The following is a 21,113-nucleotide window of genomic DNA, read 5'->3' on the forward strand; positions in this document are numbered from 1 at the left end:
ATTCCTTGCGCGTCCTGGGTGCCCGTGTACCGGAACCCGCGATTGCCACGCTTTCGCTGCCACGACTCGAACGGATCGGCCTCGGGTCACCCGCACCATCCAGCATCACCGTCGTTTTCTATTTCGATTCGTCATACTAAACACCTACATTGAGCGCATTGCCTGCTTCCTCCCGATTCGACGGACAACAGGTTCCGTACAAGGCGAGCCTGTACGCGCGCCTTGATGCACACCCTCCACTGCCGATCGGGTACTTCTCCTTCGTGGCGGCTTGCCGCTGCGGCCGCCGTCGCTAGAACAACCTGGGCGTGCCGACCAAGACGATCACCGCCTCTTCGTCGGCCGTGTTGCGCCACGCATGCGGCATCGTCGATTCGTAATGCGCGGTGTCGCCCTCGTTCAGCGTGAACGTGCAATCCTCGAGCGTCAGCGCCACCTGCCCGCGCAACACGTAGACGAACTCCTCGCCCGCATGCGTCGTCATCTCGGACGACAACTGCCCCGCCGGCATCCTGACGAGAATCGCGTCGAGCTTGCGGCCGTCCACCAGGTTCGTCAGCCTGGCAAACAGGCTGGCCGAGTTCGTGAACTGGAAATACTGCAGCGCGTTGCCCCGGCATACCGAGCGCGCTTCCGTCGGCGTGTCGATGAAGTACTGCATCGTCACGCCCAGCGCCTTCGCGATCCGGACCAGCGACGTGATCGACGGCGTCGCCCGCCCGCGCTCGACTTGAGACAGGAACGGTTTCGAAATGCCGGCGATCGTCGACGTTTCGTCGAGCGTGAGTTTCAGGCGCTGGCGCAGCGCCCGGATCTTGTTGCCTAGCGACACGGCGACGAGCACCGACTCATCAGGGGGCAAAACCATGGAAAGACGGACCCTCGCAGTCGAAATCGGTTTGATGTCGTCAAGACGCGCCCCATGCCGTGACGCGACCGGCCCGGCGCGATACCCGGCTGCACGCTTCCGTGGCCTGAGAGCCACGCGCGGCGCGGCATGGCACCCGCGTCGCGCGGCCACGCAGCCCTCGCACATTTCGTTCGGTTTACTAATCAACAAGGCTGCCCCTTTCCATCGGCCGACCTGCCCGTCGTGCATCGGTGCTGTCGCGGCGGCACACCGCTTGCCGACCGCGCCCGTGTTGCGCGCCGTCGTACCCTTCCGTTGCGTTACCGGGATGCCACCACCGTCCAGAGGCGCGCCAGGTCACCGGAACCGTCGGTTCCCTTCACCGTGCGCAGTACCTGGACCGCACGCGCCTTCTGGCCGGCGACGTAGTACGCCTCGCCGAGCCGCAGTCGCGCCGCATCGGGATGCTCGATTCCGCCCTTCGCGATCGCCTGCTCCATCATCGGCAGCCCCTGCTGGGGATGGCCCTCGAAGACGAGGTTCATGCCCGCATCGATCGGCGTCGCAGGCGTCGTGGCGTCGCCGCCCGATTGCGCGCGCTTCGCGGCCAATGCCTGCAGCCGCTTCTCGCGGTCGGCCTGTGCATCCTTGCCGAGTACGCCGGACGCGAACCCCTGGTCGATCACCTGCTTGCCTTCGGCGGGCGACCCCGCAACCAGCGCGAGCTGCGTCATCTCCATGTACGCGTTCGCTGACGCGAGCGAGCCCGTTGCCCGCCGCAACCGGTAGATGTCGAGATCGAGCGACGGCAGATAGCCGGGGGTGCCGCGAATGGCCGTGACCATTTCGTCCCAGTACGCGGGGCTCGGGTGGTAGGCCACCAGCAGCCCGAGCGCGCTGCGATACGCGTTGCCGTCCTTCACTTTCTGCGCGCAGGTCGCCAGCATCTGCAACTGCCCTTCATCCGGTGCGTGTCCGCCATTCGCCTGCGCGTCCGTGCTCGCTTTCAACTGACTCACGAGCGGTGCGCAATCGTTTGACAGGTAGTACGACTGCGTGAGCAGCGTGCGCATTTCCGGATCCGATCCACCTGCCTTCAGGTAGCGCTGGGCAATCCGGATCGCGAGCGGATAGTTCTTCTGCTGGAAGTAGATGCCGGCCAGCGCCGCCGTTGTCCGCTGCTCATCCTCGCCCGACAGCCGCCCCGAATTCAGCACGGTTTCGTACGCCTGCGCAGCCGTGCCCGTGTCGCCGGCCGCCATCGCCGCCGCGCCGCGCATCTCTTCGACCATATAGGTTTCGTACGGCGTCCGGTTCGGCACGGCGGCCGCCTGGGCGATCTTGCCCAGCGCGTCGCGATACTTGTGCGCCCGGTACAGCTCCTGTGCGGCCGCCAACGGTTTCGCCACATCAGGCCGCAGCGCGTCCGCCGGCAACGCCGGGCGTCCGAGCATGCCTGCCGCGCCGAGCGCCGTCACCGCCATCATCCGTTTCCATCGTCGCTGGTTCATCGGCTCGTCCGTGTCGTCATTGCATGAACTGTTCGTTACCGATCAGGCCGATCTTGGTCGCGCCCACGCGTTGCGCGGACGCGAGCACGGCGGCCACATCCTTGTACGGCACCAGCTTGTTGGGGCGCAGATGGATCTCCGCCTGTACCGGCTCCGCCGCCACCTGGGTCAGTTTTGCCTCGAGCGCTGTGCGGTCCGGTACTGGCGCACCGTTCCATGTCGTCGTGCCGTCGAAGTCGATGTCGATCTGCACGATTTCCGGCGGCGTGGCCGGCGGCGGCGGATTACCCACCGGCAGGTCCATCTTCACCGAATGCATCTGAATCGGGATCGTGATGATCAGCATGATCAGCAACACCAGCATCACGTCGATCAACGGCGTGGTGTTGATATCGACCATCACTTCCGGTTCGGCGTTGCTTCCGCCCGAAGGCACATTCATTCCCATCGTCGACTCCTGTCGATCCACGTTAGCGCCTTAGCACCTACGCAGCCCCCATACTTCACGGTCGACCCGCGCCAGCGCTTTTTCCCTTACACCGGCCCAGTGCGTCACCGTCGACCAGCGTCAGTGCCTCAAACCTGCCGCCGGCCCCCTGTTTCACCCCCATTCCCGTGCGCGACTATCCCCCGCGCGCAGGCGGCTCCGTAATGAACGACAGTTTCGCAATCCCCGCGCGCTCGCACATCGTGACCACCCGGCCGATGAACTCATAGCGCGTGTTCTGATCGCCGCGCACGTGGACGCTCGGCTGCGGCTGCTGCTGCGACACGCCCTTCAGCTTCGCAAGCAGCGTCTGCGCATCCACCAGTTGCTCGCCCCAGAAGAAATCGCCGTCGCGGTTCACCGCGATCTCGATGCTCTTCGGTGTCGTCTGCAGCGGCTGCACCGTCTCCTTCGGCAGCTGAAGCTGGATCGTGTGCGTCACGACCGGAATCGTGATCAGGAAGATGATCAGCAACACCAGCATCACGTCGACGAGCGGCGTCGTGTTGATGTTGGCGATCACCTCGTCGCTATCGTCCTGCCCGACGTTCATGGCCATCGCGCGTCTCCGTCAGCCGATCAGTTCGCAAGCGACGCGGCTGCCGGCGACGCCGCCGCGCGCCCCGGGCGCCGATTGCCGGCCAGCAGCACCGTGTGCAGTTGCGCGCCGAAGTTGCGGACCCGCTCCATCACCGACTTGTTGCGCCGGACCAGGAAGTTGTAACCGAGCACCGCCGGCACCGCGACGGCGAGGCCGATCGCGGTCATGATGAGCGCCTCGCCCACCGGGCCCGCGACCTTGTCGATCGACGCCTGGCCGGCAATGCCGATGGCCGTCAGTGCGTGATAGATCCCCCAGACCGTGCCGAACAGCCCGACGAACGGCGCGGTGGAGCCCACCGTGGCCAGGAAGGCCAGCCCGTCCTGCATCCGGTTCGACACGTTCGTGATCGAGCGCTCGACCGAGACGTCGATCCACGTATTGCGGTCCACCGCTTCCAGCAGCGCGTCTTCATGGTGCTCGCCGGCCTCGATCGCCGTTTCGGCGATGAACCGGAACGGCGACGCCTCGTCGAGCAGCTTGGCGCCCTCGGCCAGCGACGGCGCGGACCAGAGCTGCGCATCCGCCAGCTTCGCGCGGCGATTCGCGCGCAACTGTTCCACGAACTTCGTGATCATGATGTACCAGCTTCCCATCGACATGATCACCAGCAGGATCAGCACGAAACGAGCGACGAAGTCGCCGTTCTTCCATAGCGCGCCGAGCCCGTACGGATTCTCGACTGCTTCCGTCGTGGCCGGCGCAGGCGGCGGAGCCGGCTCGGCAGCGGCCGGAGCCGGGGCCGGTGCGGCCGACGGCGCCGCGGCCTGCGCCGATGTGCCGGCCGCGCCGCTTGCCTGCGCATGGGCGAGCTGCGGCGCAACGAACCCGTCGATTGCGGCGACGGACATCAGGATGCTTGCCGCCAGCGCGGCCAGTGAACGCTTCGTCATACCCCACTCCAATTATTTCGGTGAACTTAATACGTCAGTTCGAGATGGTTTTCCCCGGCCCGGTTCGCGCCGGGCCGCCCACTGCATCAATTCAGATTGAACGAGAACGGTACCTGGACCCGCACCGACTGGCCCTGCGCGACACACTTGAATCGTTTCACGGTGTTGTAGGCCGCGCGATCGAGGATCGGATCCGCCGACTGCGCCACGCGCTCGTTCGTGATGTTCCCTTCCGCATCCACGACGAACTCGATCGTCACGTCGCCCGTGATGTTGTTTTCCTGCGCTTCCTTCGGATACTGGATCGACGCGCGAAGCGTGTCCGAATTCGGGCAGACCACGCCTACGTCATGGCTGACGGGCTTGGCCGGGGCCGGAGGCGCCACGACCGGCGCCTGCACGGCCGGCGCAGATGGTACCGGGGCCGACTGGTGCGTGATCGTCGCCTGCGGCGGCGCCTGCACCGGCACTTCCGGCGGCGGGACGAACGGCGGCGGCGGCGGCGCGAATTTCGGCGGCGGGAGTTTGACCACGGGCATCGGCGGTGGCGGCGGTGGCTTGACCGGCTCGATGATGCGGGTTTCGATCGGATGCTGGATCACCTGCACGACTTTCGTCGCGAGGCCGTTGAGCAGCGCGTAGATCAGCACTGCATGCAGCACCAGGACGATTCCGATGCCACCGAACCGGCGCACCGGATTCTGTTGCTTCTTGCCGAACTCTCGCGGACGGCCCAGCGTAGCCAGTCCGCTGTTCGACGTAACCAGACGTTCTTCGACTTTCATGCCCACCATCCCATCCCCCAAGCGATTCGCCCAGTTTCGGATTGCTGCCGGCGGCGAAGCCAGGTCGGCATCGCCATCGCATCAACGCGAACATTTCATTTCAAATTCAATTAGCAATCCGAATTGAAAGAATTGCATTCGAATTCCAATTCATTCTTTTTCAAGGAATCGTTCCGGCCGGCGCGGCCCGGCATTGAACCGGAAAACCACGCGCCTGCACGTTCAGGCAATTGTCAGCTGAGCGGGCGGCACCTTGTGTTTCGCATGACGGTTCGCCGTTCGTTACACGGTGATGTCATTTGTGCCGTTCACTTGGGAGCAGAAGATAGCAAGGAAAAAATTTTGACGTCAAACTTTATTTGATACCCGAATACAAAGTTTGGAGGGTTTATTCAAATAATATTCCAGTAAGCACAAATCAAACTTTTATTATTAAAACGGTAATTGAATTGTATGGATATATGAAAAATCGGATATTAAGCCGCTTCAACATAAATAACGGCATATTTCCCGCGCTGCACCAAAATGAGCCGGCTGGGAAGGGAGCGGCAGAGTGTGCGTCCTCGCCTCGTCGACGTCCGCATCGGTCGCCCGATACGCTTGTCGACCGCATCGAGCTGGTCTACACCGCTTCCTAAAAACGTCTGAAGCAGCATCGATATCCAGACAGTTAATCTGCAATGCGATACAAGTTATAGCCTTAACTCATCATCGCCAAGCAATCACGATAATTTCGCACATCGAATTAACTATCTCGCGACACACCCCATCCCCCGACACGCAGCGTTGTCACACTCGCATCGCCCCGTACCAACGCGCCGCGCGCGTCAGGACTGCATGCCCTGCATCTTGTGCGAGAAATGCGCGCGCTCGGCCGTCTCCATCAGCATCAGGAATTCATCCTGCATCATATGGATCAGCGCTTCGTGGTCGCCGGCCTCGAAATAGACTTCCGGCTGCTGCGCGAGACGTTCCTCGAGAAACGTCTTCATTCCGTACGCCATACAAACCGGCGGCAGCGCACCCATGTCGCAATCCTTGAACAGCTCGCGCAGCTCGGCCTCCCGGGCGAGCACGAGATGGCGTCCCGTCTTCACCCAGAGATCCGACAGGCGCACGGCATGTGTGGTCGGCAATACGGCGGCGACGTAGCCTTCGTCGTCTTCAAGGAGCACGGTTTTCGCGAGGCGATCGCCGGGAATATGCGCGGCAGCGGCCGTCTCCATGCTCGTATGGCTATAGGGGTGGTACACCACTTCGTACCGCGATGACTTCTGACGCAGGCAATCCTGCAGGGTGGCTGACACAGGCATGGCACACCTCGTCTGAACGATCGGGCGAACGGAGTTCGCTCCGGATTCGTTCAGCATAGGTCGCATTCGGGCGGATGGAAATCCTCGCCTCTCCCGCGCCGCACACGGGCTCAACGCCAGGGTTCAGTCCCCGGGTCCAGCCCCTTTTCCCGCAGCCATTCCCGATTGAAAAGCCGCGCGCGATAGATGTCGCCACGGTCGCACAGCAAGGTCACGATCGTGTGCCCCGGGCCCATCCGGCCGGCCAGCCAGACCGCCGCCGCGACGTTGATGCCGCTCGATCCGCCGACGTACAGCCCTTCCTCGCGCAGCAGCCGGTAGACCATCGTCACGCACTGCTGATCGTCGATCCGCACGGCGTCGTCGATCGGTGTGCCCGCCAGGTTCTCGGTGACGCGCGTCGACCCGATGCCTTCGGTGATCGAGCTGCCTTCCGCGCCGAGGTCGCCCGTTTTCACGTAACCATAGAGCCCGCTGCCGTGCGGGTCGGCCAGCACGATCCGGACGTCTGGATTCTGCTCTTTCAGATAACGGCTCACGCCGGCCAGCGTGCCGCCCGTCCCGGTCGCGCAGACGAACGCATCGATCGTGCCCGCCGTATCGCGCCAGATTTCGGGCCCGGTCGTCTCGTAGTGCGCCTGACGATTGACGACGTTGTCGAACTGATTGGCCCACACGGCGTTGTCGAGTTCGTCCGCGAGCCGCCCGGCAATCTTCTGATAGTTGTTCGGGTCACGATAGGGTGCCGCCGGTACCGGGCGCACCTCGGCGCCGAGCGTGCGCAGGATCGCCATCTTGTCCGGCGATTGCGTGTCGGGAATCACGATCACGCAGCGATAGCCACGCGCCGCGCAGATGTGCGCGAGACCGATGCCGGTGTTGCCCGCCGTGCCCTCGACGACGGTGCCGCCCGGCTTCAGCACGCCACGCCGCTCGGCGTCGCGGATGATGTACAGTGCCGCGCGGTCCTTCACCGACCCGCCCGGATTCATGAATTCCGCCTTGCCCAGGATCTCGCAGCCCGTCTCGGCGCTGAGCTTCGTCAGGCGAATCAGCGGCGTGCGCCCCACGCAGTCGACGAAGCCTTGTCGCACGTCCATGTCTGCCTCCGTTGCCTTCGCGCAGCGCGCGCCACACACAACGAAGGATAGGCCGCCCGCGCGGCTTTCGTCGCCGGCCGCCGCGTATTAAGCTTGAAGAGCCCATTGCGGCGCACGCGCCGCATCGCGAGACGAGGTCCTCCATGCTGCAACTGCAAACCGTTGCCATCGACAAGCCCGAGACCGTGAATTTCATCCTCGGCCAGTCGCATTTCATCAAGTCCGTCGAGGACATCCACGAGGCGCTGGTCGGCACCGTGCCCGGCATCCGCTTCGGGCTCGCCTTCTGCGAGGCGTCGGGCAAGCGGCTGGTGCGCCACTCCGGCACCGATGCGGCGCTCGTCGAACTGGCATGCCGCAACGCCAGCGCGATCGGCGCCGGTCACGCGTTCATCGTGTTCCTCGGCGACGGGTTCTATCCGGTCAACGTCCTCAATGCGATCAAGGCCGTGCCGGAGGTCTGCCGGATCTATTGCGCGACCGCGAACCCGACCGACGTGATCGTCGCGGAAACCGCGCAAGGACGCGGAATCGTCGGCGTCGTCGACGGCTTTGGGCCGCTCGGTGTCGAAAATGACGACGACGTCCGCTGGCGCAAGGAGCTGCTGCGCACGATCGGCTACAAGGCGTAGGGACAGACCGCCGGCGCCGGCCTGTAGACCTGGCTGCATCGAAGGCGCGTTGCGGCCGGGACTTCAGGACGGATGACGCTCAGACCGTTAGTTGCGTTTATCGGAACGAACGCGCGCCGCCGCTCCTGTCGTGCCGCTCCTGTCGTGCCGCTCCTGTCGTGCCGCTACCGTCCGCCTGCCCTATACTGCCCGCAGCAGACTGACTGACGGTGCGCTGACACACCCACCGGCCGCCGCGATTCCTACCGGAGCCACCATGCATTACCAGTTGATCTACGAACTCGTCGACGATTACCTGTCCCGTCGCGAACCGTTCCGCGCCCAGCACCTCGCGCTGGCTCAGGCCGCGACCGAGCGCGGCGAGCTCGTCCTCGCCGGCGCGCTGTCGGACCCGGCCGACCAGGCCGTGCTCGTGTTCGAAGGGGATTCGCCTGAGGCGGCCGAGTCGTTTGCACGCGCCGATCCGTACGTGCAGAACGGCGTCGTGAAATCGTGGCGCGTGCGTCCGTGGCAAGTCGTGATCGGCAAGCACGCGCCGCGCTAGGCGCGACGCGGGACTACAGCCACCCTGCTCGCTTGAATCGCCACCACAGCGCGAAATCGGCGACGACCATCACGGCGATACAGCCGTAGAAACCGTATTTCAGGTGCAGTTCGGGCATGTTCGCGAAGTTCATCCCGTAGATGCCGGCGATCATCGTCGGGATCGCGAACAGCGCGGCGAACGAGCCGAGCCGCTTCGTCACTTCGCTTTCGGCCAGCGAGATCATCCCGAGGTTGACCTGGATCGCCGTGACCACCATCTCGCGCCGCCCTTCGATCGTCTTCACGATCCGCTGCAAATGGTCGTACACGTCGCGAAAGTACGGCTCCATGCCGCTGCAGACCTGTGGAATGCGCCCGCCGGTGAGCTTCGCGAGCGGCTCGATCAACGGCGCCGTGTGCTGGTACAGCATCACGAGCCGGCGCTTCAGCGAATAGAGATCCTCGATGATCGCGCGCGACGACGCGGGCGTGGCCTTCGCGAAGATGCGGTCCTCGAGTGCCTCGAGTTCGGTGCCGAGCGTTTCGAGGATCGGGAAATAGCGGTCGACGACCTGGTCCATCAGCGCGTAGAACACGAATGCCGAGCCTTCCTGGAGCAGATGCGGCTCGCGCTCGCAACGCTTGCGCACATCGCGAAAATCCTGCTCGGTATGGTTGCGGATCGACAGCACGTAGTTCGGTCCGACGAACACGTTCAGCTCGCCGACATTCAATTCATCGTCGTCGTCCAGTTCGACCATATGCAGCACCGCGAACAGCGAATCGCCGTACTCCTCGATCTTCGGTCGCTGATGCCCCTTGCGGGCATCCTCGAGCGCCAGTTCGTGCAGCCCAAACTCCTCGCCCATCAGGTCGAGTTCGGCAGGCGTCGGATCCTTCAGCGCGACCCACACGAAGCATTCGGGCTTCGACACGTAGTCGCTGATGGCGTCGATATCGATGTCGGCCAGCTTGCGGCCGTCCTGGTATGCAGCACAGTTGATCAGCATGTTGTCCGTGATGTTGCAGTTTGCGCATCAGTTTACCGGTTTGCTGCGCAGGCGGCCCGGCTTGCGCGGCACGGCGATATTGGTCATGATCGGGCTGCATGCACCGCAGCATGCGTATCGGGACACTTCGAACCACACGCCGCACGGCCGTGCGGCCCAACCGTCAAGGAGACAGACCCATGTGGTATTTCTCGTGGATACTCGGCATCGGCGTGGCGCTCGGCTTCGGCATCATCAACGCGATGTGGCTGGAAGCGGAAGTCTTCTCGCGCGGCGACAAGCGCAACGGCGCGTCGAGCCCGCGGTCGGGAGGCAAGGCTTCGTGACGCATCTGGTGTTCTTCTGCGGTCACGCCGGCACCGGCAAGACCACGCTCGCGAAGCGGCTCATCGGGCCGCTGATGCGCGCGACCGGCGAGGCCTTCTGCCTGCTCGACAAGGACACGCTGTACGGCCGCTACAGCTCGGCCGCGATGGGCGCGCTCACCGAGGATCCGAACGACCGCGACAGCCCGCTCTACCTGAAGCACCTGCGCGATCCCGAATACCAGGGCCTGCTCGACACGGCCCGTGAAAATCTCGCGCTCGGCATCGGCGCACTCGTCGTCGGCCCGCTGTCGCGCGAAGTGCGCGATCGCCGCATTCTCGACCGCGCGTGGCTCGGCATCGCGCCCGACGTCACGCTGACGGTCGTCTGGGTTCACACGTCGGAAGACGTCGCGCACCAGCGGATCGTCGCGCGCGGCAACCCGAACGATGCCTACAAGCTCGCGCACTGGGACGAATACCGGCAGCGCCGCTTCGTGCCGACCGGCCACGAATGCGACGGCATCGTGATGTTTGACAACACCGCCCCCTCCGACAAGGACGTCGATGCGCTGCTGTACCGCATCGCGCCTCCGCCTCCGGCGGCAACGATCGTCCCGCCGCTGCCGGCCTGACCGACCCTTCTTTTTCGTTACCCGCAAAAAACAACGCCGGAAGCGCTGCTGCGCTCCCGGCGTCGTAAGGCCCTCGTGCCAGAGGATGGCAGGTGGTCAGGCCACCGCGTGCGCACGCTCCATCGTGCCGCCCTCGTACAGCTTGCCGAAGCGGTTCGACAGGAACGCCTTCAGCGACACCTTTTCCTGCGGGATGAAACCGCTCTGCGGCAGCTTCTTCTCGCGGAACAGATCCAGCACCGCGCACATCGCGCCGGCCGTCGTGATCTGGATCGCGCTCATGTGCATCCCGCACACGTCCTTCGCGAAGATCTTGCGCGTGAACACGTCCTGCACCAGCTGGCCGTCCTTCACGCCCGTCACCGTGATGAACACCAGCACGACGTCCTGCTTCGTCGACGGCACGGCACGGCGCATGATCGACTTCAGCGTGTCGCGGTCGGTCGACAGACGCAGGTCCTCGAGCAGGAACTGCACGAGATCGCGGTGGCCCGGATAGCGCACCGACTTGTAGTCGAGCGTCTCGACCTTGCCCGACAGCGTTTCGCACAGCGTGCCGAGGCCGCCCGACGTGTTGAACGCTTCGTATTCGGTGCCGTCGAGCGAGAAGTGCTCGAGGCCTTCGAGCGGCTGCACCCACTGCTTGCGGCCGTCGCGGATCGCTTCGCACGGCTGGCAGTATTCGTTGATCAGGCCGTCGACGCTCCACGTCAGGTTGTACTTCAGCGCGTTGGTCGGATACTCGGGCAGCGCGCCGACGCGCATCTTCACGTCACGCACTTCGCTGAAGCCGTTCACGAGCTCGTGTGCGGCGAGACCGATGAAGCCCGGTGCGAGGCCGCACTGCGGCATGAACGCACGGTCGGAGCCTTCGGCCAGTTCGCGGATCGCGTGGGTCGCGCGGACGTCTTCGGTCAGGTCGAAGTAGTGGACGCCGGCAGCCTTCGCGGCGGCGGCAACGTTGACCGCGAGGTAGTAAGGCAGCGCGTTGACGAGCGCATCGAAGCCCTTCACTGCTTCGCGAATCGCGTTCGCGTCGGCCGAATCGACCCGTTGCGTCGCGATGCCTTCACGCGACAGCTTCGCAAGCGCATCCGCATCGCGATCGAACGCGACGACTTCGTAGTCGCCCGTTTCACGCAGCATGTGAGCAATGGTGTGGCCGATCAGACCTGCGCCGACGATGGCGATTTTCATGCGCTTATCTCCTGATGATGGGTTGGTGTTGTGAACGGCGTTGAGCCATGAACACAGTTTAGGGACGCTCAAAATCAGTTCCAAGACGAAGAATGATGCGAAACGACCGATAATTTCGACGCTTCGACGACACATTTCGTCGAAACGTCGAAACGACGCTTTTTTCCCGCTGCCTGCCTCGCTATGGCTGGCCTAAGTCTTCCGTTTCAGACTGCATGCCGACCACCCGATCGCCAAGGAGGCATCGCATGCAATCCCTGCCCGTCAACCGCACGTCGCACTGGCTGAACAAGGTGCCCGACGTCGCGCTCTCGTTCTGGATCATCAAGATCATGTCGACCACGGTCGGCGAAACCGGCGCGGACTTTCTCGCGGTCAACGCAGGGCTCGGCCAGACCGTCACGCGCATCGCGATGGCGTCGCTGCTCGCAGTCGCGCTGTGGCTGCAGTTGCGCACGCGCCGCTACGTGCCGTGGATCTACTGGCTCACGGTGGTGCTGGTCAGCATCGTCGGCACGCAGATCACCGACCTGCTCACCGACGGCCTGAACGTCAGCCTCTATGCGAGCACCGCCGCATTTGCCGTCGCGCTCGCCGCGATCTTCTTCGTGTGGCATCGCGTCGAAGGCACGCTGTCGATCGAGACGATCGTCACGCCGCGGCGCGAGCTGTTCTATTGGGCCGCGATCCTCTGCACGTTCGCGCTCGGCACCGCCGCAGGCGATCTCGCGACCGAGGCGCTCGGGCTCGGCTTCACGCTCGGCGCGCTGTGCTTCGGCGCGTTGATCGCGGCCGTGTTCGTGATGTGGCGGCTCGGCGTCAACGCCGTGCTGACGTTCTGGATCGCGTACATCCTGACGCGCCCGTTCGGCGCATCGCTCGGCGACCTGCTCACGCAGGCCCGCACCTATGGCGGGCTCGGCTTCGGCGCCGCATGGACGAGCCTGCTGTTCCTGACCGTGATCGTGTTGCTCGTCGCCGTCGCGCAGTTCGGCAGCGGCCCGCGCACGCGTGCCGGTACCGCCGATTGACGCTCTTTCCGTTCCGTTCTTTCCGTACTTTCCGTTCATCGAATCGAGGACACGCCATGCGCATCCCCCATCCCGTTTCCCGTCTCGCCGTAGCCGCAGCCACGATTGCCCTGTTGGGCGCCGCCGCCGGCTGTTCGAAGCAGCAGGATGCGAACGCATCGAGTTCGCTGCCCGCCTCGGCCGCAGCGTCGCCGGCAGCGGCCCACGCATCGAAGCTCGGCGACCTGTCGCAATTCCGCACGATCGCGGTCGACGTGAACGCGCTCGTCGCCAAGGGCGACCTGCCCGGCGCGAAAACGCGCATCAAGGATCTCGAGATCGCGTGGGACTCGGCCGAAGCCGGTCTCAAGCCGCGCGCCGCCGCCGACTGGCACATGGTCGACCAGGAAATCGACCGCGCGCTTTCCGCGCTGCGCGCCGACCATCCGACCCAGGCCGATTCGGCCGCCGCGATGAAGAGCCTGCTCGCGGCCCTCGACCGGTTCAGCGGCAAATGAGGATTGCCGCGCGGGCGGCACGCGACACGTGACGCCCGCGCGGGAATCGCATACGCTGGCGGCGTTTGCGCGGCACGGAGAACACGCATGCGAATACTGCTCGTCGAAGACGACCCGATGATCGGCGAGGCCGTCCATGCGGCGCTGAAAGATGCGTCGTACGCCACCGACTGGGTCACCGACGGCGCGCGCGCGTTGACCGCGTTCGCCGCGCAGCCCTACGACCTGATCCTGCTCGACCTCGGCCTGCCCGGCCGCGACGGGCTCGACGTGCTGGCCGCCATCCGCGCGAAGGACGCCAGCGCACCGCTGCTGATCGTCACGGCCCGCGACGGGCTCGACGATCGCCTGCGCGGCCTCGACGGCGGCGCCGACGACTACATCGTGAAGCCGTTCGAGATGGCCGAGCTGCTCGCGCGGATCCGCGTCGCGATCCGGCGCCGGGCCGGCTCGGCCGCGCCGCTGCTGAGCAACGGGATCGTGTCGCTCGATCCGTCGACGCGCGAGGCCACCGTCGACGGGCACGCGCCGGTGCCGCTGTCGAATCGGGAATTCTCGCTGCTGCGTGCGCTGCTGGTGCGCCCGGGTGCGATCCTGTCGCGGCGCGAGCTCGAGGATCGCCTGTACGGCTGGGGCGAGGAAGTCGAAAGCAACGCGGTCGAATTCCTGATCCATTCGCTGCGCCGCAAGCTCGGCAGCACCGTGATCAAGAACGTCAGGGGGGCGGGATGGATGGTTTCAAGAAACGCCTGAGCGAGTCGATCGGGTTCCGCCTGTCGGTCGCGCTGTCGGCCGCGATTCTGGTCGTCGCGACGGCCGCGGCCGCGTTCGCGTTTTCATCGGCATTCGACGAAGCGCACGAGCTGCAGGACGACGTGCTGCGCGAGGTCGCGACGCTGCTCGACCGCCAGCGTGCGCCGTCGCTCCATGCCGCCGCCGGCGGGCCCGCGCGCGAAAGCGACGAGTTGTCGCGCGTATTCGTGCAGCCGCTCGGCGGCGCACCGCAACCCGGCGGCGACGGCGCGCCGCGGCTCGCGCTGGCGCCGACGCTCGCCGACGGGCTGCATACGGTCGATGCCGGCGGCAGCACGTATCGCGTGATGGTCCGGACCTTCGCGAACGGCGAGCGCATCGCGGTCGCGCAGGAAGCCGGCATGCGCGACGACGTCGCACGCGAAAGCGCGTGGCGCACCGCGTTGCCGCTGCTGATCCTCGTCCCGATCCTGCTGCTGCTCGTCGCCGATCTCGTGCGCAAGCTGTTCCGCCCGGTGGCCGCGCTGTCCGCCGGCATCGATGCACGCGACGAGCACGACCTGCGCCCGGTGCCGGCCGATCGCGTGCCGGTCGAGGTGCGGCCGTTCGTCGTCGCGATCAACCGGATGCTCGAGCGTGTCGCGCAGTCGGTCGCCGCGCAGCGCCGCTTCGTCGCCGATGCCGCGCACGAACTGCGTTCGCCACTCACGGCGATGTCGCTGCAGGCCGAGCGCCTCGCCGATGCCGACCTGCCGGACGATGCGCGCGCGCGGCTCGCCGCGCTGCGCGGCGGGCTCGACCGCAGCCGCCACCTGATCGGGCAGCTGCTCGCACTCGCACGGGCGCAAAGCGCGCCAGCGGCGCCGCCTGGCGACGTGTCGGTTCATGCGGTCTATCGCCGCGCGCTGGAAGACCTGATGCCGCTCGCCGACGCGAAAACCCTCGACATCGGCATCGAAGACGGCCCGGATACCTCGGTGCCCGTCGACGAACTCGAACTCGTGTCGCTCGTGATGAACCTGGTCGACAACGCGATCCGCTACACGCCGCCGGGCGGACGTGTTGACCTGTCGACACAACGCACGGACACGCACGCGTACGTGACGATCACCGACACCGGGCCGGGCATCGCGCCGCATGAACGCGAGCGCGTGTTCGATCCGTTCTACCGGGTGCCCGGCAACGCGCAGATCGGCTCCGGGCTCGGCCTGTCGATCGTGAAGATCGTCGCGGACCGGATGGGCGCCGACGTCACGCTCGCGTATGCGGACGAAGCGGAATCGCGCGGCTTGCGCATCTCGGTGCGGATTCCGCTTGCGCGTCCGCCTGGGGCGACGCAGCCCGACAGCCGTACCGATACGCCGATGCAACACGCACGGCGCGACGGACACCGCGCTTGACGCGCGTCAGCCGCCGATCGTCCCGCGATCGATCTTGCGCGACAGGATGATCGACGTCGTCGTGCGTTCGACGCCGTCGAGCGTGCCGATCTGGTCGAGCAGGTCGTTGAGCCGTTCAGGGGAATCGGCGCGCAGCCACGCGACGTAGTCGTACTCGCCGCTCACCGCGCACAGCAACTGCACTTCGGGCATCCGGTCGAGCTTGCGCAACACGTCCTTGCCGAACTTCGGCGTGAGGATGATGCCGACATACGCGTAGATGCTCGCGTCGAGCACGTCCTGCCCGAGCCGGACGCTATAGCCGGCGATCACGTTGGTGCGTTCGAGCCGCGCGATGCGTGCGACGACCGTCGTGCGCGCCACGTCGAGCTGGCGCGCGAGATCCGCGACGCTGGCACGCGCATCGGCTTGCAGCAGCGCGACGAGTTGCCGGTCGAGATCGTCGAGTTGGTCGAGGCGGGGTGGACGCATGAGGCTGGGCCGGGGCACGACGCGCCGGCTGAGTGGAAGGTGACGCGATGATAGCGCCGAACGCCGGCGCGCCCAAACGACCTCGCCCGGATCCGATACGAACCTTTCAATTTCGATTCGTATCGGATGTAAGCAAGTGTCGCATTCACTGCTGCGCCGCACGCAACGTGCTACTAATAACGGGCGACGCGAGAAGCGCGCTTGCGGCAGTTGCCGCCGCGCCCGCTCGCAAGACACCACCCCGGAGAGCCAACCATGAAGAAAATCTCGCTCACCCTCGCTACGCTCGTCGTTGCAGCCAGCGCGTTCGCGCAAACCCCGGCGCAGCCGCAAGCGCCGGCCCAGGCCACGACGGCCACGGCTTCGGCGCCGAGCGCCGAGCAGCGCGCGGAACGTCACGAAGCGCGCGTCGAGCAACGCATCAAGTACCTGCACGACCAGTTGAAGATCACGTCGGCGCAGGAACCGCAGTGGAAGACGTTCGCCGACACGATGCGCGACAACGGCGACACGATGGGCCGCCTCTATCGCGAACGGATGGCGAAGCACGACGTTTCCGCGCTCGACGACATGAAGCAGTATGCGGAACTGTCGCAGGCGAACGCCGACGGCGCGAAGAAGCTCGCCGACGCCTTCGCACCGCTGTACGAGAGCTTCCCGGCCGACCAGAAGGCGCTGGCCGACACGACGTTCCGCAGCTGGCTGCACCACGGCGGCGAGCACCGCGGCAAGGGCAAGACGAAGGGCAAGGACGGCAAGGCGGCAGCCGCGCCGGCCGCCAGCGCCCCCGCGCAGCAGTAACACCCGCCCCGCCGGCGCCGTGCCGCCCGTCCGGGCCGAACGGCGCCGCGCCCTAACGGCGACCGGCGCGTCACACGGCGCGCCGGATTCGGGATAAGCTGCCGGCTTTTCCAGCTTTCCCGCACTTCCCCGCCATGCTCGAACTCAAGCACATCGACCTGCGTACCGACCTGCAGGCCCGTCGCGTCGTCAAGGACGAAACCGTCGCTGTTTCCTTCGCGGATGCCGACGGCGAACTGATGAGCCTCGAAGGCCCGAACCGCTATGTGGCGGGCGACGCGCTGATCACCGGCTCGACCGGCGACCGCTGGGTCGTGTCGCGCGCACGCTTCGACGCCAAATACCTGCCCGCCGATCCGGCACTCGCACACGGCGCACCGGGGACTTACCGGAACCGGCCGGCCGTCGTGCTCGCGCGCCGGATGGACGAGCCGTTCACGATCGCCCGCTCGGAAAACGGCGACACGCTGCGCGGCGTCGCCGGCGACTGGGTGATGCAGTACGCGCCCGGCGACTACGGTGTCGTACAGGCTCAGCGCTTCGCGCAGGTCTACCGCGACGCATAATGCAGCGCGCCGGCATCGCGCCGGCGCAAACCATCACGCGAAGTCTTCGTCGAGTTCGAGTTCGGCATCGCGCTCGACGGCCTCGCCGGCCGCGTGCCGCTCCTCGAGCGACCCGAGCATCGCCTCCGTATACGCATGCAGCACCGCATGACTACGTGCCCGCTGCATCGGCTTGAGCGCCAGATAGCGCGCGAGCGCGGCCGGCACGATACGGATGTCGAGCGTCATCCGCTTCGGCGCCGAGCCGAAACGCATCGCGAGCCACTGCACGGACAGGAACCGCCCGCGCGCGTCGCTGCTTTCGGCGAAACGCGTCTGCTCCGGAAAGAGATCGCAGATCACGCGTGCGAGCGCGTCGAATTCCGCGCTCTGGCATTCGATCAGATAGTCGTCCATTCCGTCTCTCCCGTCAGGCTGCCGCTTGCGACGGCCGGCACGTCTTCACCAGCACGGCGACCAGGATCGCGGCCAGCACGAAATACGCGGCCTCGACCCAGCCGGCCGGCAGCACGCGCACCTGGTACAGCAGCGCCGGCGCAGCCGCGAGCGCATGCAGCACGATCGCGAGCGGCAGTACGCCCGCACGGCCGGCGCGCACACCGCGCCAGACCAGCACCGACAGCGCAAGCTGCAGCACGAATGCCGCGCAGCGTTCAAGCAGCAACAGCAGGATCGACTGCGCGGACAACGTCGCGAGCATCACGTGCAGCCGCACGACGGTATCGCCCGGCAGATCGGCGAGCTGCGTCTCGAGCTGGCCGCGGCTCGCGAGCCACGCGAGATACGACCACTGGCCCCACACGAGCACGCCGACGAACCACGCTTCGGCACCACCGTGACCGATCCCGTAGCCGATTCCGCGGCTGTCACCGGCCGACGGGCCGTAGCGGCGGCTCAGGAAACGCATCCCGAGATAGCGGCCGACTTCCTCGAACACGGCGGTCGCGAGCGCGCTGTACGCGACGAACGCGAGCGGCTGCGTGAGCCAGCCATCCGGCGGCGTCTGGCTCAGCACGAGCCCGTGGAACGCGCGCTCGAGGATCATCGCGAACAGCGTGAAGACGGTCACGCCGACGATCGTATCGCGGCGGTTCAGCGCCAGCGGCTTGCGCAGGAGTCGGTAGAGGACGAGCGGCAGGAGCGCGATGATCAGCGTGGCGGCGATCAGCACCGCCAGCGTGACGGGAGCGACAGTCATGTATTTCCTTGTTCGGGGCAGCGCACCTGACGCGCTGCGTGCCCCGAATGATACTCAGCTTGCGGTCGACGCGCGCGCAACCAGCTCGCCCGGCAACAGCGAGACGCGTACATCGCCCGCCGCGCCGTCGATCCGCTCGTGCACGAATTCGACGGCCTTGTAGCCGATATCGTAGGTCGGCTGCCGGATCGTCGTGATGCCGATCAGCTCCGCCCATTCCGGATCGTCGATCGACAGCAGCGCCGCCTTCTGCTGCCATGCGGTGCCGAAACGCGCACGCAGGTGGCGCGCGATCGCGAGCGCGACCGGCGCGTTCGCGGCGAACAGCGCCGCGCGCACGCCGCGCCGTGCCGCGTCGTCGATGCGGACATCGATGTCGGCAAGCGCTGCCGCGGTCGCGTCGGACTCGTTCAGGTCGAGCACGACCGTCGACGGCACCGTCAGCCCGCGCGCCGCCAGCGCCGCGCGGAACGCGGCCTCGCGCAAGCGCCGCGAGCTGACACGCTCGAACGGCTGCACGACGAAATGGATCGCGTCGAAGCCGTGTTCGACCAGGTGCGCGAGCGCGGTCTCGATCGCATCCGCGTTGTCGAGGCCGATCAGGTCGGCCTCGAAACCTTCGACCGTCCGGTCGACGAGCACGGCCGGGATGCCGGCGCCACGCAGCGGGCGCAGCACGTCCTCGTCGGCGCCGAGCGCGTTGACGATCAGCCCTTCGACGCGGTAGGTCGTGAGCAGCTGCAGGAAGCGGCGCTCCATCTCGACTTCGTTTGCCGCGTGACAGATCAGCGGCATGTAGCCGAGCGCGTGGCACGCGGCCTCGACGCCCTGCAGCACTTCGATGGTGTACGGATTGGTCAGGTCGGCGGCGAGCATGCCGAGCAGCCGGTTGCGGCCACGCTTGAGCCCGCGCGCCATCTGGTTCGGCCGGTAGTTGAGCCGCGCGATGGCCGCTTCGATCCTCTGGCGCAGATCGGTGGACAGCACATGCGTCTCGCCATTCAGGTAGCGCGACACGCTGGTTTTGCCGGTGCCGGCCTCGCGCGCGACGTCGCTGATCGTCGCCGGACGCGTCGTGGTTGGTTGCGATTCGGTCACTGTCGTGCCTCGCGACGTACGATCCGCGCCGCTTCGTGAGCAGACGGACCTTTGTTGTTGGAAACGTAAGCCACCCGGTGGAATCTCCTGTCGACCCGCGTTGGCGCTTTAGCGCTTACGCGGGTCCCATGCTTCGCGGTCGACCCGCGTTGGCGCTTCAGCGCTTACACCGCCCCTCATGCTTCGCAGTTAACCAGCGTAGCCCTTCAGCGCTTACGCCGCCCCCCTGCTTCGCGACGATCGGCGCCGGCGCGTCGGCACCCGCCCCGGTCACGTGCAAAAGCAGTCGGCCGCACCGGACCTGGCGCGGATACCCGTCGCGGGACGCGGCCGGCAGCAATGCCGGCCCGTCGATGCGACGCGCGGGCGATCATAACGCAGCCAGCCCTCCGGCACCAAGACCATCGACTCTAACGAAGCCGGCGCCCTGCCGGCCGGGCGTCAGCCCGTGGTTGGCCCATGGCTGGCCCGCTACCCGCCGCCGCTCAGGCGCGCGCGAGCGCATCCGGATTGACGAGATTCGTGCGCAGCGTGCCGGCCAGCGCGCCGACCAGGTTTTCCGCGGCGCAGCGCGCCATCGCGTGGCGCGTCTCGTGCGTCGCCGAGCCGATATGCGGCAATGCGACGACATTGTTCATCTGCAGCAACGGCGAATCCGCCGGCAGCGGCTCCTTCTCGAACACGTCGAGCCCCGCGCCGCGGATCGTGCCTGCGCGCAGCGCATCGACCAGCGCGGCTTCGTCGACCACCGGCCCGCGCGACGCGTTGATCAGGATTGCACCGCGCTTCATCTTCGCGAATTCGGGCGCACCGATCAGGTGACGCGTTTCCGGCGACAGCGGCACTTGCAGGCACACGAAATCCGATTGCGCGAGCAGCTCGTCGAGCGTGACGCGCCGCGCACCGTACTGCGCCTCGGCTTCCGCATGCGCGGACCGGTTCGCGTACAGCACCTGCATCCGGAAACCGAGCGCTGCGCGGCGCGCGACCGCGCCGCCGATCCGCCCGAGCCCGACGATGCCGAGCGTCTTGCCCTGCACGTCGGTGCCGTACAGGTCGGGGCCGATGCTGTGATGCCAGTTGCCGGCCTTCACCCACTCGGCCAGCTCGACCACGCGTCGCGCCGACGCGAGGATCAGCGAGAACACCGTATCGGCGGTCGACTCGGTCAGCACGTCCGGCGTATGCGCGAGCACGATCCCGCGCCGCGTGAGATCCGAGACATCGAAGTTGTCATAGCCGACCGAGATCGTCGACCACGCCTTCAGCCGCGGCGCGCGGTCGAGCATCTGCGGCGTGACCTTCAGGCTCGCGCCGATCGCGCCGTCCACGTCGCCGAGCGCATCGGCGAGGGCTGCGGCGCCGTCGGCCTGCACGACGTCCGCATGCTCGCGCAGGTACGCGAGGACGTCATCGGGCAGCGGCTTGTACGCGACGATACGGGGCTTCATCGG

Annotated in this window: 25 protein-coding genes; 10 read left to right on the top strand and 15 right to left on the bottom strand. The window is 66.3% G+C overall.

Annotated elements, in window-relative coordinates; translation table 11 throughout:
* Positions 1-292: 292 nt before the first annotated feature.
* The 8 genes from BDO18943_RS02240 to BDO18943_RS02275 form a co-directional block, all read right to left on the bottom strand.
* A complete protein-coding gene (locus BDO18943_RS02240; protein ID WP_175021056.1) occupies positions 293-868 on the bottom strand; it encodes a helix-turn-helix domain-containing protein in 576 nt (191 codons plus the stop codon).
* 302 nt (positions 869-1,170) lie between these two features.
* Complete coding sequence (locus BDO18943_RS02245) at positions 1,171-2,361, bottom strand: tetratricopeptide repeat protein (protein WP_175021057.1); 1,191 nt, start codon at positions 2,359-2,361, stop codon at positions 1,171-1,173.
* A 16-nt stretch (positions 2,362-2,377) separates the two neighbouring features.
* The gene (locus tag BDO18943_RS02250) at positions 2,378-2,809 is read right to left on the bottom strand and encodes an ExbD/TolR family protein (protein WP_048022780.1); all 432 of its coding nucleotides are present in this window, start codon (positions 2,807-2,809) and stop codon (positions 2,378-2,380) included.
* 175 nt (positions 2,810-2,984) lie between these two features.
* Positions 2,985-3,407 (bottom strand): ExbD/TolR family protein, encoded by a 423-nt coding sequence (locus BDO18943_RS02255; RefSeq protein ID WP_011352158.1) that lies wholly within the window; start codon positions 3,405-3,407, stop codon positions 2,985-2,987.
* Between the two features lie 20 nt (positions 3,408-3,427).
* The gene (locus tag BDO18943_RS02260) at positions 3,428-4,342 is read right to left on the bottom strand and encodes a MotA/TolQ/ExbB proton channel family protein (RefSeq protein WP_175021058.1); all 915 of its coding nucleotides are present in this window, start codon (positions 4,340-4,342) and stop codon (positions 3,428-3,430) included.
* Positions 4,343-4,428: 86 nt separating this feature from the next.
* Positions 4,429-5,127 (bottom strand): energy transducer TonB, encoded by a 699-nt coding sequence (locus BDO18943_RS02265; RefSeq protein WP_043183188.1) that lies wholly within the window; start codon positions 5,125-5,127, stop codon positions 4,429-4,431.
* Positions 5,128-5,954: 827 nt separating this feature from the next.
* Entirely contained in the window at positions 5,955-6,440 is a 486-nt protein-coding gene (locus BDO18943_RS02270) for an aminoacyl-tRNA deacylase (protein ID WP_175021154.1), read from the bottom strand.
* Between the two features lie 110 nt (positions 6,441-6,550).
* Positions 6,551-7,540: a cysteine synthase A gene (locus BDO18943_RS02275; protein ID WP_175021059.1), complete on the bottom strand. Its 990-nt coding sequence runs from the start codon at positions 7,538-7,540 to the stop codon at positions 6,551-6,553.
* A gap of 143 nt (positions 7,541-7,683) precedes the next feature.
* On the opposite strand from BDO18943_RS02275, the gene BDO18943_RS02280 reads away from it, so the two are divergent.
* Both BDO18943_RS02280 and BDO18943_RS02285 read left to right on the top strand, forming a co-directional pair.
* Positions 7,684-8,172, top strand: coding sequence for an adenosine-specific kinase (locus BDO18943_RS02280; protein WP_175021060.1), 489 nt, complete (start codon positions 7,684-7,686; stop codon positions 8,170-8,172).
* Between the two features lie 256 nt (positions 8,173-8,428).
* Entirely contained in the window at positions 8,429-8,716 is a 288-nt protein-coding gene (locus BDO18943_RS02285) for a YciI-like protein (protein ID WP_043182983.1), read from the top strand.
* A gap of 13 nt (positions 8,717-8,729) precedes the next feature.
* Here the strand turns inward: BDO18943_RS02285 and corA are convergent, their stop codons facing one another.
* Entirely contained in the window at positions 8,730-9,707 is a 978-nt protein-coding gene (corA, locus tag BDO18943_RS02290; RefSeq protein WP_089450554.1) for a magnesium/cobalt transporter CorA, read from the bottom strand.
* Between the two features lie 179 nt (positions 9,708-9,886).
* Here corA and cydX point away from each other — a divergent pair, with 179 nt between their 5' ends.
* Positions 9,887-10,033, top strand: coding sequence for a cytochrome bd-I oxidase subunit CydX (cydX, locus tag BDO18943_RS02295; RefSeq protein WP_043182986.1), 147 nt, complete (start codon positions 9,887-9,889; stop codon positions 10,031-10,033).
* Positions 10,030-10,647, top strand: a complete 618-nt coding sequence (locus BDO18943_RS02300; RefSeq protein ID WP_043182988.1) for an AAA family ATPase — start codon at positions 10,030-10,032, stop codon at positions 10,645-10,647. The genes cydX and BDO18943_RS02300 overlap by 4 nt, the downstream gene beginning before the upstream one ends.
* 96 nt (positions 10,648-10,743) lie before the next feature.
* Here the strand turns inward: BDO18943_RS02300 and BDO18943_RS02305 are convergent, their stop codons facing one another.
* Positions 10,744-11,844: a saccharopine dehydrogenase family protein gene (locus tag BDO18943_RS02305; protein ID WP_043182990.1), complete on the bottom strand. Its 1,101-nt coding sequence runs from the start codon at positions 11,842-11,844 to the stop codon at positions 10,744-10,746.
* 248 nt (positions 11,845-12,092) lie between these two features.
* Here BDO18943_RS02305 and BDO18943_RS02310 point away from each other — a divergent pair, with 248 nt between their 5' ends.
* From BDO18943_RS02310 to BDO18943_RS02325, 4 genes are all read left to right on the top strand, one after another.
* Positions 12,093-12,875 (top strand): COG4705 family protein, encoded by a 783-nt coding sequence (locus BDO18943_RS02310; RefSeq protein WP_175021061.1) that lies wholly within the window; start codon positions 12,093-12,095, stop codon positions 12,873-12,875.
* Between the two features lie 56 nt (positions 12,876-12,931).
* Positions 12,932-13,372, top strand: a complete 441-nt coding sequence (locus BDO18943_RS02315; RefSeq protein WP_175021062.1) for a hypothetical protein — start codon at positions 12,932-12,934, stop codon at positions 13,370-13,372.
* A gap of 87 nt (positions 13,373-13,459) precedes the next feature.
* Positions 13,460-14,125 (top strand): response regulator transcription factor, encoded by a 666-nt coding sequence (locus BDO18943_RS02320; RefSeq protein ID WP_175021063.1) that lies wholly within the window; start codon positions 13,460-13,462, stop codon positions 14,123-14,125.
* On the top strand, positions 14,101-15,525 hold the full coding sequence (locus tag BDO18943_RS02325; RefSeq protein ID WP_175021064.1) for a sensor histidine kinase: 1,425 nt from the start codon (positions 14,101-14,103) through the stop codon (positions 15,523-15,525). The genes BDO18943_RS02320 and BDO18943_RS02325 overlap by 25 nt, the downstream gene beginning before the upstream one ends.
* 6 nt (positions 15,526-15,531) lie before the next feature.
* On the opposite strand, the gene BDO18943_RS02330 is transcribed toward BDO18943_RS02325, so the two are convergent.
* On the bottom strand, positions 15,532-15,996 hold the full coding sequence (locus tag BDO18943_RS02330; protein ID WP_175021065.1) for an Lrp/AsnC family transcriptional regulator: 465 nt from the start codon (positions 15,994-15,996) through the stop codon (positions 15,532-15,534).
* Between the two features lie 255 nt (positions 15,997-16,251).
* Here BDO18943_RS02330 and BDO18943_RS02335 point away from each other — a divergent pair, with 255 nt between their 5' ends.
* Together BDO18943_RS02335 and BDO18943_RS02340 are read left to right on the top strand one after the other, a co-directional pair.
* A complete protein-coding gene (locus BDO18943_RS02335; protein ID WP_175021066.1) occupies positions 16,252-16,797 on the top strand; it encodes a Spy/CpxP family protein refolding chaperone in 546 nt (181 codons plus the stop codon).
* Between the two features lie 134 nt (positions 16,798-16,931).
* Positions 16,932-17,363 (top strand): PGDYG domain-containing protein, encoded by a 432-nt coding sequence (locus tag BDO18943_RS02340; protein ID WP_175021067.1) that lies wholly within the window; start codon positions 16,932-16,934, stop codon positions 17,361-17,363.
* A gap of 33 nt (positions 17,364-17,396) precedes the next feature.
* On the opposite strand, the gene BDO18943_RS02345 is transcribed toward BDO18943_RS02340, so the two are convergent.
* The 4 genes from BDO18943_RS02345 to BDO18943_RS02360 all read right to left on the bottom strand — a co-directional run bounded on the left by BDO18943_RS02345 (position 17,397) and on the right by BDO18943_RS02360 (position 21,110).
* Positions 17,397-17,759 carry a DUF3022 domain-containing protein gene (locus BDO18943_RS02345; RefSeq protein ID WP_043182999.1) on the bottom strand — a complete coding sequence of 121 codons (363 nt, stop codon included), beginning with the start codon at positions 17,757-17,759 and terminating at the stop codon, positions 17,397-17,399.
* A 13-nt stretch (positions 17,760-17,772) separates the two neighbouring features.
* Positions 17,773-18,561, bottom strand: a complete 789-nt coding sequence (locus BDO18943_RS02350) for a YhfC family intramembrane metalloprotease (RefSeq protein ID WP_175021068.1) — start codon at positions 18,559-18,561, stop codon at positions 17,773-17,775.
* Between the two features lie 54 nt (positions 18,562-18,615).
* Positions 18,616-19,659: a LacI family DNA-binding transcriptional regulator gene (locus BDO18943_RS02355; RefSeq protein ID WP_175021069.1), complete on the bottom strand. Its 1,044-nt coding sequence runs from the start codon at positions 19,657-19,659 to the stop codon at positions 18,616-18,618.
* Between the two features lie 485 nt (positions 19,660-20,144).
* The gene (locus BDO18943_RS02360; protein ID WP_175021070.1) at positions 20,145-21,110 is read right to left on the bottom strand and encodes a 2-hydroxyacid dehydrogenase; all 966 of its coding nucleotides are present in this window, start codon (positions 21,108-21,110) and stop codon (positions 20,145-20,147) included.
* Positions 21,111-21,113 lie beyond the last annotated feature (3 nt).

Origin of the sequence: Burkholderia aenigmatica (assembly GCF_902499175.1) — a bacterium.
Classification (GTDB): domain Bacteria; phylum Pseudomonadota; class Gammaproteobacteria; order Burkholderiales; family Burkholderiaceae; genus Burkholderia; species Burkholderia aenigmatica.